Origin of the sequence: Corynebacterium sp. SCR221107, from assembly GCF_027886475.1 — a bacterium.
Lineage (GTDB): Bacteria > Actinomycetota > Actinomycetes > Mycobacteriales > Mycobacteriaceae > Corynebacterium.
This window is the reverse complement of record NZ_CP115670.1, coordinates 1,538,261-1,552,153: the sequence shown is the minus strand read 5'-3', so window position 1 is coordinate 1,552,153 and position 13,893 is coordinate 1,538,261. Positions and strand designations below refer to the sequence as shown.

Annotated in this window: 9 protein-coding genes and 1 pseudogene; 5 read left to right on the top strand and 5 right to left on the bottom strand. The window is 58.7% G+C overall.

Annotated features, from left to right (window positions below; all coding sequences use genetic code 11):
- Nucleotides 1–136: 136 nt before the first annotated feature.
- From PAB09_RS06800 to PAB09_RS06780, 5 genes and pseudogenes are all read left to right on the top strand, one after another.
- Nucleotides 137–1,294 (top strand): annotated as a pseudogene (locus PAB09_RS06800) (DEAD/DEAH box helicase); the annotation flags it as partial.
- Nucleotides 1,295–2,016: 722 nt separating this feature from the next.
- Complete coding sequence (locus PAB09_RS06795) at nt 2,017–3,420, top strand: hemolysin family protein (RefSeq protein WP_271032966.1); 1,404 nt, start codon at nt 2,017–2,019, stop codon at nt 3,418–3,420.
- Nucleotides 3,421–3,423: 3 nt separating this feature from the next.
- Nucleotides 3,424–4,485: a hemolysin family protein gene (locus tag PAB09_RS06790; RefSeq protein WP_271032965.1), complete on the top strand. Its 1,062-nt coding sequence runs from the start codon at nt 3,424–3,426 to the stop codon at nt 4,483–4,485.
- Nucleotides 4,482–5,384, top strand: coding sequence for a 3-methyladenine DNA glycosylase (locus tag PAB09_RS06785; protein ID WP_442873646.1), 903 nt, complete (start codon nt 4,482–4,484; stop codon nt 5,382–5,384). Before PAB09_RS06790 ends, PAB09_RS06785 begins: the two co-directional genes overlap by 4 nt.
- 168 nt (nt 5,385–5,552) lie before the next feature.
- Nucleotides 5,553–7,025, top strand: coding sequence for a vWA domain-containing protein (locus PAB09_RS06780; protein WP_271032964.1), 1,473 nt, complete (start codon nt 5,553–5,555; stop codon nt 7,023–7,025).
- Nucleotides 7,026–7,381: 356 nt separating this feature from the next.
- Here PAB09_RS06780 and PAB09_RS06775 read toward each other — a convergent pair whose 3' ends face one another.
- From PAB09_RS06775 to secA2, 5 genes are all read right to left on the bottom strand, one after another.
- Nucleotides 7,382–7,930 (bottom strand): MerR family transcriptional regulator, encoded by a 549-nt coding sequence (locus PAB09_RS06775; protein ID WP_271032963.1) that lies wholly within the window; start codon nt 7,928–7,930, stop codon nt 7,382–7,384.
- Between the two features lie 445 nt (nt 7,931–8,375).
- A complete protein-coding gene (locus PAB09_RS06770) occupies nt 8,376–9,005 on the bottom strand; it encodes a bifunctional nuclease family protein (RefSeq protein WP_271032962.1) in 630 nt (209 codons plus the stop codon).
- A 190-nt stretch (nt 9,006–9,195) separates the two neighbouring features.
- On the bottom strand, nt 9,196–9,957 hold the full coding sequence (ftsR, locus tag PAB09_RS06765; protein ID WP_271032961.1) for a transcriptional regulator FtsR: 762 nt from the start codon (nt 9,955–9,957) through the stop codon (nt 9,196–9,198).
- A gap of 387 nt (nt 9,958–10,344) precedes the next feature.
- Nucleotides 10,345–10,776, bottom strand: a complete 432-nt coding sequence (gene odhI, locus PAB09_RS06760) for an oxoglutarate dehydrogenase inhibitor Odhl (protein WP_271032960.1) — start codon at nt 10,774–10,776, stop codon at nt 10,345–10,347.
- Nucleotides 10,777–11,332: 556 nt separating this feature from the next.
- Nucleotides 11,333–13,642, bottom strand: coding sequence for an accessory Sec system translocase SecA2 (secA2, locus tag PAB09_RS06755; protein ID WP_271032959.1), 2,310 nt, complete (start codon nt 13,640–13,642; stop codon nt 11,333–11,335).
- Nucleotides 13,643–13,893 lie beyond the last annotated feature (251 nt).

Genomic DNA, 13,893 nt, shown 5'->3' with positions numbered 1-13,893 from the left:
CTTCGTGCGCAGTTGCTTTCCGACGCCTTTCGGCCCTCACCTTGGCGACAAACGTCCGTCGCCTGGGTGGGGGCTTGCGTTTTTCGACTTTTGTGCTCCTTTGTACTCGGCTGCGCGTTTGTCTAAGGTTGAATCAATGACTACCTTCGCCGAGCTTGGCCTTCCCCTCGAGATCACCCGCATCTTGGCCACCGAAGGCATCACCGATGCCTTCCCCATCCAACAGGCCGCCATTCCCGACGCACTGGCCGGCAAGGATGTGTTAGGGCGCGGGCCCACGGGTTCTGGCAAAACCTTTACCTTTGGGTTGCCCATGCTCGCCCGTCTTGCTGGCTCCGGTGCCTCGCGTCCTGCGCACCCACGCGGGCTTGTGTTGGCCCCCACCCGAGAATTGGCCACTCAGATCGCCCAGCGCCTCGACCCAGCCGCCGCCGCACTGGGTCAACGAGTCCTCGAGGTCGTCGGTGGTGTGAACATCAATCGTCAGATAAGGCAACTAGCGGCCCCTGTCGACGTACTCGTTGCCACTCCAGGCCGCGCCCAGGACTTGGTCAACCAACAGCAGCTCTTCCTCGACGCCGTGGAGGTTACCGCGCTCGATGAGGCTGACCAGATGGCCGATATGGGCTTCTTGCCACAGGTTCGAAAGCTCCTGCGGCTTACCCCTTCCAGGGGCCAGCGCCTGCTTTTTTCTGCCACCTTAGACAATGAGGTGGACAAGCTCGTCAAGGAATTCATGCACGAGCCGGTGACCCACTCCACGGCGCCGGTCAAGGCCGAGGTGGCGACGATGGAGCATTTCGTGTTCTATGTCGGCGGGCGCGACACCCGCAACGAGATCGTGCTGCGGATCGCCGCCCGTGAGGGCAAGACCATCATGTTCATGCGCACTAAGCACGGAGTCGACCGGCAGGTCAAAAAGCTGCGTCGAATCGGCATCCACGCCGCGGGGCTGCACGGCGATAAAGGCCAGACATCCCGCACGCTCGCGTTGGAAGGCTTCGCGGACGGCAGCGTACCGGTGCTGGTGGCAACAGATATCGCCGCCCGAGGCATCGACATTGACGATGTCGACCTCGTCGTCCACGTCGATCCGCCGGCAGAGCACAAGGCCTACCTGCACCGCGCGGGACGCACTGCCCGCGCCGGGGCACAGGGAAAAGTGGTGACTCTGGTCATGGACGAGCAGATCAAAGAGGTGGAGCAACTCCTCAAAAAGGCGGGAGTCAAGGCAAATACCTTGAAAGTTCATGAGCAATCGCCGGAGCTTCAAAGGATCACCGGTGCCAAGCAATCCTTCGCGGCCCCGTTGGGTTCCTTCAGCGAACACGTGCAGTCCGCACACAATCACCGTGCACGCAGGGGTGCGGACAAGGGGACAGATCACACTGCCCGCGCTGGGGACGTCGGCAAGCACCACTCGCAGGCAGCAGGGCACGCAGCAAACGAAAGGCGACACCGACCACAAGGCGCCACTGCGCCCCACCGTACCGGCCAGAAGCATCGCGATGTGGGAGGTGGACGAAACAATAGTGCAAGGGACACCCAAGACACCAGAGACGCCACAGGCACCAAAGGCACCAAAGGCACAGCGTCCAACCGCGGCCAGGACAACGCCCGCACGACAGGGCGCGATGCGCGCGGAGGCTCCACATCTCGGGCTAACTCAACTGAGTTCGGCGGCCCACGCAGGCGCCGCGGTGGTGCCAAAAAGCGAGATAGTTGGGGCGGCAACCCGCGCGTTGAGCGAAACAACCGGCGCAAAGGATAGAATCTATTCTCGAGTTTGTGAATCCAATGGGAACCAGTATCCACGCACTTGCGTTAGAAAACTGAGACCAAGCCCGCTCGCCCGCGCACGCCCCTGGGCAAGGGCAAGTCGCAAACGGCCTCCCTGGTGCACACACAAGTGAAAACTGTCGCCGTTTCAGCTCCTCGCACCGCTTCACCTCCGGGGCTGGGACGACAAGAAAAAGAAGGACGGTCAACCCGCAGCAAGGTCGCTGCGAACCTGACATGGACATAATCATAAGTATTCTCTCGCTACTCGGATTTATCCTGCTCACAGCATCAACTGGCCTATTTGTGGCCATTGAGTTTGCCCTGACGGGCCTTGAGCGCTCCACCATCGAAAACGATGTTGCCAACCGCGGGGACAAGCGAGCCCAGGCGGTGAAGCGAGACTACCAAAACCTATCGTTTGTCCTTTCCGGCGCCCAGCTGGGTATTACCATCACCACGCTGGCCACCGGTTACCTCGCCGAGCCGATCTTGGCCACGTTCTTCACCCCGATGCTGGAGTGGATGGGTGTCTCCGAGGACCTCACACCCAGCATCGCCTTGGTGTTGGCGCTGATCATCGCCACCTTGCTGTCCATGGTGTTTGGTGAGCTGGTGCCAAAAAACATTGCCATCACCAATCCGCTCGGGACCGCCCGTTACGTGGTTGGCCCGGTCAATGCTTTCAACACCGTCTTCAAGGGTTTCATCAAACTGCTCAATCACTCCGCCAACTGGACGGTGCGTCGCCTCGGCATCGAACCTGCCGACGAGCTGGCCTCCGCCCGCTCCACGCAGGAGTTGACCGCACTGGTACGCAACTCCGCGGAACAGGGCGATCTGGAAAAGACGACGGCCCTCGTTCTCGACCGCAGCCTCAAGTTTGGTGAGTCGACCGCAGAGGAGTTAATGACCCCTCGCTCGACGGTGGAGGCGTTGCACGCCGACGATACAGTCGCCGATCTCATCGCCTTAGCCATTGAGACCGGACATTCCCGATTCCCCATCATCCGTGGAGACCTCGATGACACCATCGGCGTCGTCCATTACAAGGACGCTTTCGCAGTAGAGGCCTCCGAGCGCGCCACCAAGCAGCTCAAGGATCTTGCGCGCCCCATCCCGGTGGTCCCGGGGTCCCTTGACGGCGACGCCGTCCTCGCTGCGGTTCGCCAGGCAGGTTCCCAGGTGATCCTGGTCGCTGACGAGTATGGTGGAACCGCAGGGCTGATTACCATCGAGGACGTTGTCGAGGAAATCCTCGGCGAGGTCTACGACGAGCACGATAATGCCGAAGCTGAGCGCGACTTCCAGCGCTTCGGTAACAGTTGGTCCGTATCTGGACTCGTGCGACTGGATGACCTTGGTGAAAAGGTCGGCTACATCGCCCCGGATGGACCCTATGAAACTCTCGGCGGGCTTGTGATGGCGCAGCTCGGCAAGATACCTTCCGCCGGCGACGAGCTTGTGCTGCCCGAATCCGACAACCCATTCCGGGCGGAGTTCGAGTCCGGCTTCACGGGGCGCTGGATGGCAAAGGTCACCGTGATGGAGGATCGTCGCGTTGACACGGTTGTGCTCTCCCCGATCACCGGTGCCGAGGCGGCCAAGCTGGAAGCCGAAGCACGAGAGAAGAAGGCTTAAACGATGTCGATCCTTTCCACCATTCTTCTCATTGTCGCGTTGCTTGCCGCCAACGCCTTCTTCGTTGCGGCGGAGTTCGCGCTCATTTCCTCACGCCGCGACCGCATCGAAAACCTCATCGCGCAGGGCCGCCGGGGTGCGAAGCGAGTGTTGTATGCCACCGAGCATCTGTCGATCCTGCTCGCGACGTGCCAGTTGGGTATCACCATCGCCTCGCTTATTTTGGGCAAGGTGGCCGAGCCCGCTATTGCCCACTTCATCGAGGAGCCCTTCCAGGCGCTTGGCCTTTCTGAGCACCTGCTTCACCCGGTCTCCTTTGTCATCGCCTTGGGATTGATCACCTTCTTGCACATCCTGTTTGGCGAGATGGTTCCGAAGAACATTGCGCTGACGGGGCCGGAAACCTTAGCGATATGGCTCAGCCCTGTCCTCATTTTCGTGATGCGGATTTCGCGCCCGGTCGTAGTCGGTCTCAACGGCATCGCTCGCGTGACCTTGCGTCTGTTCGGCATCGAGCAAAAAGACGAGCTGGACACCACTGTCACCCAGTCTGAGCTGGATTCCATGATCTCCGAATCACGTTCAGAAGGACTCCTCGATGCTGAGGAGACGATCCGTCTTCGCAAGGCTCTTCGTTCGGAGTCGCGCTCGCTTACCGAGGTCCTCATCCCGACGGACAAGGTTCGCACCCTCGACTTCGGCGAACGCGGGCCCAAGCTTTCCGACGTCGAAAAGGCGGTCGCCGAAACCGGTTTCTCTCGCTTCCCGGTCACGGGTAAGGACGGTTCCTACGTTGGCTATGTCCACGTCAAGGATGTCCTCGACCGCTTCGAAGAGGTCATCCCGGATCAACGAATCCATCGTTCCGAAATTCGCCCGCTGTCCATCGTGGATGCTTCCGGCAGCCTCGAGGAGGCCCTGCATGCGATGCACCGCAAGTCAGCGCACATGGCCCAGGTCCGCGACCGCGGTCAGCTCATTGGTGTGATCACCCTCGAGGACCTCATCGAGGAATACTTGGGTACCTTCTCCGACTGGACCCACGAGGAAACCGCGCAACCATGACCTCCACAGCCACAGAATCGGCTCAAGGATGTGGCACCAACCCCGTTGTCTTGACTCTCGAGCAATGGGAACAGCGCATGCGGGACCACGAGCTGCGCGCTGACGAGCTCACCCGCGCGCATATGGCGCGTCGCCGCGCAGGGACGAAGCACCCGGTCTTTGACTTCCTTTTCGAGTACTACCCCATCCGCATGTCACACATGCACCGTTGGCATCCCGGAGTGGGCGTGATCCTTGAAGGTGACGCACCGCACGGACAATGGAAGGGCTACCAGCGCACCCAGCAAGGCATAACCCTAGATACGAGGGCTTTTCTGGCTCGACGTGCGAACACGGTGGATTTCATCCGTACACTTTTGGAATCCACGTCAAGGAACCCGGCGCATTTCGACTGTTTTGGTCTGCACGAATGGGCGATGGTCTACCAAACGGACAAGCCTCGCCACGATCTTCCCCTACGGCTTGGCACTGCTGGAACCAACAAAGTAGTCGAGGAGAACAACATCCGGTGCACCCATTTTGATGCTTTCCGGTTCTTCACCCCACCGGCTCGACCACTGAACCTGACGGTGCTGACCAGACAGGGCCAGACCGCTCATGAGCAGCGGGGGTGTTTGCACGCCAGCATGGACTTATACAAGTGGGCGGCGAAGCTGGGGCCACTAGTTCCCGGCGAGCTGTGGCTTGATTGCTTTGATCTAGCCTGGGATGCCCGAATTCTGGACATGGAGGCCTCCCCTTATGATTGCCGTGAGTATGGCCTAGGGGTAGTACCCATCGAAACGTCCGAGGGCAAGGCCGAGTACGTCTTACGCCAGCGCGAGATCGCCCGCCGCGGAGAGCATTTGCGAACACGGCTTGTCGCGACCATAGATGAGGCCTTGCTCACGCTAGACTAGGGAGCACTTGGATTTCTGGCCGAAGGCACACAATGGGGCATCTCGGACTAGGGCGATTTAGCACCCTTGCGGGAACAGCTTAGGGTGCCAGCTCACCTAGTTGGGTTCTGTCTTGCTCCTGTCTTCGGCATGGATTTTGATGAATACGAAAGACTTGAGGCTTCCACTGTGGCACGTCACTCAACGGGTACCCAGAACAATAAGGTCGCGGGGTCGTTTGTCGTCCTCATCGTCGCGGTAATCACCGCCATCGCATTAGGCGCATGGTGGCTTATCGCTGGCAAAGGCGATGACAGCGCCACTACCGCCAGCGAGGACGCCGCGTGCAGCGCCGGCGAGCTCACCTTGGCCGTGGCTGGCGACGACCCGACATTGCTCAAAGACGTGGTTAACAAGTACAACGGTACATCCCCAGTGATCAACAGCTACTGCGTCACTGCTACCGCCACGGATTCCCTGCAGAACGCAGCGGTGTATCTCACCAGCGCGTCTGACGAGGAGACCATCGCTACAATCAAGTCCTCAGATAGAACAAATGCTTCCCTTGATTGGCCGGTCATTGCCACCGTTCCAGTCGGCGTTGCCACAAAGACCGATTTCACCTTTGGCGGGGATACGCCTATCACCTATGCCACTAAGGACAACGCCTTGGCCAGTGCATTCGTCGCAGCTGTTGCCACCAACGCGGCTGCTGCCACCGATGATGCAACCGCCACCATCACGGCCGCGTTGAACTCGGGAACAGACACGACTGTCCGACAAGCCGCCGCAGAAGGCGCCGATAATATTGCCTTGCCCGAGTCCGCACTGCCCAGTGGCTATTCCTTTGTCCCCGCTACCGAATCGGGCTCTGCTGTGAGCATTCCGCAGCGTGCGGTGATCCTGAATACCACCAACGCGGTCACCGAGGATGCCATCGCGGCAGCGACGGACTTCGTTTCCACCCAATCCACTGCCTCGGACAACCCTTTGTCCACGGTCACGGGGATCGCTGCAATGGAAGCATTGTCCACGTTTGCCGGCGCCGCCTCGCCTACCACTGAATCTGCTGCGGCTACCAGCTCTGCTGTTGCCTCAGCGCATCAGGTGCAAAACACGTTGTTCCTGCTCGATACCTCCGATGCCATGGGTGCAGCCCTCGGCCAGACCACCTGGTATAACACTGCGGCTAACGCCATCACCGATGCCTCGTTGCGCATCGGTGCTGCAGGTAAGCAGGTCGCTTTGTGGAACTACTCTTCGCCGATGAGCGAAGGAGTAACCCAGGGGTGGCGAGTCAACGTTGGTCTCGATGACACAACCGGCGGGCAGTCCGCCGCGGCCGCCGTGGTCCGATTCGGCACCGGTGGCCAGCCGCAGACGCGCTCGGCTCTCTCGGCGGCCCTGAAGTCGGCGGCCGAGGTCTCAGAAGAGGTTCGCGTGGTGCTTATTGTTTCCGGCACGGCCGACACCTTCGATCTCCAGTCCGCAATCGATGCGGCGAAGGCGGGCGGGGTTACCCTCGATGTCATCAACGTTGGCGAAACGGCTCCCGATCCAGGACTTGCCACCGCGGCGGCTGAGTTGGGGGGAACCTCGCAGCAGGCTACCGCGGCAGAGCAACTTGCCGGAATGATCAACAAGGCTGTCGGCTTGAATTAAACCCACGAGGACGAAAAAGACAAGCTCCCACATCCTCGGCTCCCACGCGCCCGTGCACGTAAGTGGTGCTCTTTGAGAGAACACCGTGTACGGGTTTTGTGTAAGCCGCCACCCTCACCGAACTCCACCGAGAACCAGAGACACTAAGGCGCCTAGGCACTGAGGCAAACGATGGGCAGGGGCGCGAAGTGATATTAGTTCGAGGTGATTGTTGAGGTAGCGAACTAGTCGGTATACCAAACTTGCAGTACTCATAAGGGAGTTAGTTAGCCCTGTCACCATCGGCCGCAAACGCCTGCGAGCCCGCCACCTTTAACCAGAGAAAAGGTGGCGGGCTCGCAGGTTTCATCCGGGGCCTAGGAAGTCTTTCGCTTGCGTCGGGCCGCAAGTTCGTCCACGGCGATGACAGATGGGTCGGCATCCTCATCCAGGGAGTGAATGCGCTCGGAGGGGAAGGAAGAAATGGTACCGCTTAGCTCGCGGACGATTCCCGGTACTGCGATTCCAAATACGCCCTGCCCACCGCCGAGCAGGTCGATGACCTCTTCTGCGGAGCGGCATTCGTAAACGGTGGTGCCGTCGGAGACGAGGGTGATCTGGGCGAGGTCATCGACGCCGCGGTCACGCAACTTGTCCACGGCAAGGCGAATATTCTGCAGTGAGATGCCGGTATCAAGCAGGCGCTTGACGATCTTGAGGACGAGAATGTCCTTGAAGGAATAAAGGCGCTGCGTGCCGGAGCCGCGGGCGGTGCGGATGCTGGGCTCGACCAGCTTGGTGCGCGCCCAGTAGTCGAGCTGACGGTAGGTAATCCCGGCGACCTGGCAAGCGATCGGCACGCGGTAGCCGACCTCTTCGTCGGGTCCGATATCAAAAAGGGATTCCTGCACGGGGCGCTCTGACATAAGTTTCTCCTGCGATCTCTGGTTTCACACGCATGTAAAAGAACGTTGCCGTTCTTTCATTCTTCGTCAAGGGTAGAACATGGTCAAGCGGATAACTTGCGACACGCCGAAAACTTCAACCTCAAGTTCAAGTTTAGACTCAGGACCCCCTCCTGAAACTCGTCCCCCATTAGAACAGAGCTTTAACAAGCTTCCCAACGGTACTCTTCTAGGCACGGCGAGGCTATAGAGCACAGTCGGGTTGGGTGGGCTGGGCTTTTGCTTGCTTTCCGTCGCCAAGCAACGACGTCCTCAGGAAGCGAACACACTCGAAAAAAGGTGCGAGTGACAACCAGGCCGATTCCCACTAGTGTCGCTTTATAACAATGTGGACTCGATGTGTAGGTGGCCTCCCCGATGCTGGAGAACCCATCCCAATTCCGGGTTCGGGGCGTGAGGCGAAAGGCTATTTCTCCTCAGGAGTGTGCCCCTCATCGGAATCGTCATCGCCGGCCAGCTCGTCAAGGTTGAGCTTGCTCCAATCGTCTTCGGAGAAATCCTCGGAATCCAACAGGTCTTCTTCCTTGACACCCATATTGGCCATGAGTGTGGTGAACTCGTCGTCGGCTTCGTCGGACGGCTCTTCCTCAAGCAGCCCTTGGATGGGTTTTATCCCTAGGTAAGCCTCGACGTCCGCATCCGCGATAAAGACACTGGCCTGGGCTAACACATCCGCATCGCAGGTGATTGGCTGATCCATGAGCTGAGCCAAAGTCAAGGCATCCGAGGGGCGAACATCGAATTCTTCCCCACCGCGCATGACGATCGATGCGATGAACACGCCCTCGTAGAAGCTCGTGATCCGAAATTCTTCTACTCCATCGCTCAACCTAGCCAGCATGTCCACGAGCACGTCATGGGTCATGGGGCGACGCGGTTCAAGCCCCGTCTGCCGAGAATCAATGGCGAGAGCTTCATCCAAGTCCATCCACACTGGAAGGTAGCGGTTATACTCCGTCCACCGAAAAAGCGCATAGGCGTCATTTTCCGGCTCCATCAGGTGGATGCCCAAGTACTCGAGCTCGACAAAGGTCAAGGCTTATTAACCCCTCTTAAGATCTAACGGTCCCCGGTAGCCAAAACCAGCCAAGGCTACCTCATATGCACAGACAAATCTATCACTACGGCCAAGGTATGCCTGACACCGCCTCCCCTTCCAAATTGAAAGAAAATGCCCGGATCTCCGGGGCCGGGCTTGGCTGAGTCTTCAGCAGCTAGGCCGGCACCTAGGAGCGATGCGAGCGCATCACAGACTTCACCATATTTGCGTGCATGGAGATCACCAGCGCCATCATCTCCTGCGCCATTTGATCCGCCCGCTCGCGACCATTCTCTCTAGCATAAGACGTAGGCGCGGCGGCACGTTCGATAAGATCCGCCTGGCGCACTGCTGTGTTTCGCAAGGACCTCAAGTGGCGCGCATCAAACCCGAAGTCGGCGAGCTTGCCGGCGGTGATGGCAATAGCAACGTCGTCGTTGGTGAAAAAGCCGGAGGAATCCGCAACGATCACGCCCGCGTTGAGGAGATCCGCCACCAACGCGGGGTCGAATCCAGCCTCCTCCACCTGGGTGCGCACATCCGAATCAGTAAGGCGCGTCGAGGCCGGTGCCCTAAACGCATCTGGAGACACCAATGTCGAGGAATCACCACGAGGCAGGGGCGTGAGCGCACCGGAATCCATCGCGGCCAGTTGTTCTCGGATGACCTTCAGCGGAAGGTAGTCATCTCGCTGGGTTCTCAGGATAAAGTGCAATCGGTCAACGTCGGCCTGGGTAAACCGACGATAGCCGGAGGACGTGCGCTGCGGAGTAATAAGCCCTTCCGATTCCAGGAAACGAATCTTGGAAACGGTGACTTCCGGGAATTCCTGCCGCAACCGCTCCAGCACAACACCGATGGACATCGTCTTAACCTGCTTGGCTGGCCCGGGCGAGTTCGACGAACGCGCGACGTTTTCGCGCGGGCCCTGTTGTGGTAAAGCGCTCATGATTGACATTTCCCGAAATCATCGTTGGAACTTTTAAACTAACACTCAAGGTTACACTAGCCACATCAGTAACGCCGAAGTAACGGCCAAAAACCCAAAAGTCTAGTTTTATTTCTTGACTAGGAAATTCCACCCTTGTTAGTACTGAGCCCAGGACGCGGGAATAGATACCTTAACGTTATTTTCCTTTTGGATTTCTGCTAGATGCCATTGCGCAATCATGTGCAGCCTGCCCCACCATGCGGCCTGGGATAAACACCAAAGCCCACCCTTCGGGTGGAGGAGAAATCTCCAACTCCTTGGGTGGGCTGATCCTAAGCCTGCAAGCCTTCCGACCGTTGTAAGCGTAGCCGAAATGACTTGATTAAGTTGTGCTAACTAAAGGAACTAGGCGGCAGGTCCTGCGAGGAACACCAAACGGAACTTACCGATTTGGATCTCATCACCGGTGGACAAAACCTCGGAGTTACGCGGCTCACGGTTGACGTACGTGCCGTTGAGGCTTCCGACGTCAACAACACTAAAGGTGCCGTCTTCGAGGCGGAACTCTGCATGGCGACGAGAAACGGTAACGTCATCCAAGAAGATATCACTCTCGGGGTGACGACCGGCCGTAGTCGTTGGACGATCGAGCAAGAAGCGGGCACCGGCATTGGGGCCACGCTTCACGATGAGCATCCCAGCTCCCGCTGGTGGGGTGACATCGCTTCCGGATGCTGGCGAAGCAGCAGCACCGTTTTCCATTTCTTTGAGCAAGTCAGCACGAAAAACCGACGTTGTCTCGACCTGTACGTCCGGTGCTCCGGTGTTGTCACTCATATTCAACCTCCCAGTCGAATGGTGGATCCTGCGCCGCGATCTGCTCTCGGCGCGAGCCCCACGACCATTACGTCTAAACCAAGTTAAAGCAAATGGTGCGTGTGGTCCGCACCATTTCCCATAAAACCCGCGTTAATGCTTTCATCTTAGCGTGTTCGTTACAACCGCGTGTTTTACGCTACGCCATTTGCGGCAATTACCCCCTCCAACACGCTCGGAAGCATAGACGCTACTGCCAAGACGACTCACGCTGACAAAACACCTACCCAATAATTCAATCGCTGCACAGCTGGCAGATGTCGCAAATCCCATTCGCTGCCTGCACCTACAGGTATCTCTCACCGAGAGAACCACACCATCGAGCGGAAGGAAAAATCCTCTCCAGCGGGTGGCGCGGGTGCGCCTTTCCCCCTTGGACACAACCCACCCCTCATGGGGATGCGGTAATACACCTACCAGGTTCCACCCGGAATTGGGTGGCTTTGAGTCCGGTTACGCCCAGTTGCTGTGCGCTGTGAGAACCTGCTGCGTAGTGGCTCGGGGACGGAACTATTTTCTACTTGAAGATGGCCCCAATGCCCTTGATAACGGAGTTTCCGGATCCGGCCAGCGGGTTGTCGCTGACCATATAGGTCCAGGTGGCAGACGGTCGCATATAACCCTTGTCCTCAAGGTGCGCACCTTCGACATCGATGACCACGTCGTTGAAGGTCTCCACCGCCTCGTCGACTGCGCGTTGCGCCAGGTCCTTGAACTCTCGGACGGCAATTCGGTGAAACTCATCGATGGGAGTCTCTCGTGCGATGGCGCGAAGATGAATGGACTCGCGGACGTCGTCCATGAGCGCTAGGTGTTCACTCCACCCATTATCAAGGTGGAACAGCATGATTTCGCGCGCAGCTTGGTCAAGTGTCTTTCGGCTCATTTCCCCACTCTCGACCGCCGCCTCTAATTCGGCCGCACGCTTCGGACTGCGTGTCTTCAGTTCCTCCCATGCCTGATTCGTATCGAGGAGGTTCTTCCGGCGCTCATCGATGATCTCTCGCTGGTCCGCGAGGAGCTTGTTGTACTTCCACGTCTGAGCGTGAATCTCCAGCAGCTGGCCTTCGGTGACTCTTTGGCAATGCTCGATCCAGTCATTGATGCGCTTGGAGTCGATACGGCCATCCGGCTCGGGGCGAGCCGTTACCTCCTCGCCTGCCCCGCCGACAGCCACAACGTCATCTTCGAGACTGACGAAAAATAGACTCAGACCGGGATCGCCTTGACGCCCAGCGCGACCACGCAATTGATTATCCAAGCGGGCGGTGCGATGCCGCGCGGTACCGATAACGGCAAGTCCCCCGAGCTTGACTACTTCATCGTGGTCACGTTCGTTAGCGCCACCGAGCTTGATATCGGTACCGCGGCCGGCCATTTGCGTGGAGACGGTGACTCGTCCCACATCGCCCGCCTCGGCGATGATCTGAGCCTCCTGCTCGTCATTTTTCGCATTGAGGACGCTGACCTCAATCCCCAGGCTACGGAGGTGATCGGCCAACCGCTCGGATTCAGCCACGTCCTGGGTACCCACCAAAACCGGCTGCCCGGTTGCGTGAAGGGTACGAATTTCGTCGACGATGGCGGTGAACTTCTCCTCCATCGTCGCGTACACGCGGTCGGCCTCATCGAATCGTTGCAGCGGTTTGTTACGATCGATGACGCTCACGCGCAGGTCATAGAATTGCCGCAACTGGTCTGTGGCCTCCACTGCGGTGCCGGTCATCCCACATACCAGCGGGTAGCGTCCCATCAGCGCCTGAAGAGTGATGGTGTCGAGGATCCTACCGCCCTCAGTGACGGCCAAGCCCTCCTTTGCTTCCACCGCCGCCTGGACGCCATCTGGCCAGCGTTGCAAGTCGGCGACACGTCCCTTCGAGGCATCGATAAGGGCTACCTTGCCGTCTCGGACGACGTAGTGGATGTCGCGAATCAGCAGAGCTTGGGCGTGCAGGGCGAGGTTGACCTGCACCAGGGTCGTTCCCACGTGCTCATCGTCGTAGAGACTCGGGATGCCGAGGGCGCGCTCGACGATGCGCGCGCCGCGCTCGTTGAGGAAAACGTTGCGCCGATCGTCGTCTACGGTGTAATCGCGATCTTCTTTCAGTCGTCGCACGATTTCTGTGATATGTCCGCTGGGCGCGGTGCCAGGTTCATTTCCGGCAAGCACGAGCGGGACGAGCGCTTCGTCCACGAGTACGGAGTCGGCTTCGTCGACCAAGGCCACGTCCGCTCCGTGCTGGACGGCCTGTTCCCAAGAAGTGATGAGTTGATCGCGCAGGACATCGAAACCGATTTCGTTGACGGAACCGTAGACGACGTCGGCCTGATAGGCTTCCCGTCGTTGCTCGCGGTCCATTGATTCGGAAATGCTTGCTGCGCTCAGTCCAAAGAATCGAACGAGCGGCCCCATCCACGTGGCGTCACGGGCGGCAAGATAGTCATTGACGGTAATGCTATGGACTTTTTTGCCCATGAGCGCGAATCCGGTTGCAGCCATGGCACCAACGAGGGTCTTTCCTTCGCCGGTGGACATTTGAATGACGTCCCCTTCCAGAAGGCGCAACACCGCTTGGGATTGCACGGGAAATGGTTGCAGCCCCAAGGTACGTTCGGAGGCGATTCCCAGAATGGCCAAGAACTCGGAGTTGTCAGCGATGGTCCCCGAAGCGGTGAGTTCCCGGGCTCTGGCTGCAAGCTGTGCGTCATCGAGTGCGCTGAGTTTCTGGCTGAGTTCGGTGGATTTTTCCACGATGGCCCGACTCTTTTTCTGATTGCGACCGGACTTGCCGCCCATCGCATTCCAGAACCAATTCATACCGGCCACAGCGCACTTCCCTTTCGTGAAACAATCACGCCTCTACACTTAACCGCCCTCGAGAGCTACCCATTCGCAGCGTGCTTCGGCACCGTGCGCAATGTACGCCCGCGGAGGCTTGATTGGCTCGTTCTCCCTGCAAAAGGGTGAGGGGTGGTGTTGGTGCCACGATGGCACCGCGTGATTCGACAACTTATCCTTCCATTATCCACACTTCCATCCCGGCCTGCTGAAAGCAGACAGAAACTATCCCTTTGTGT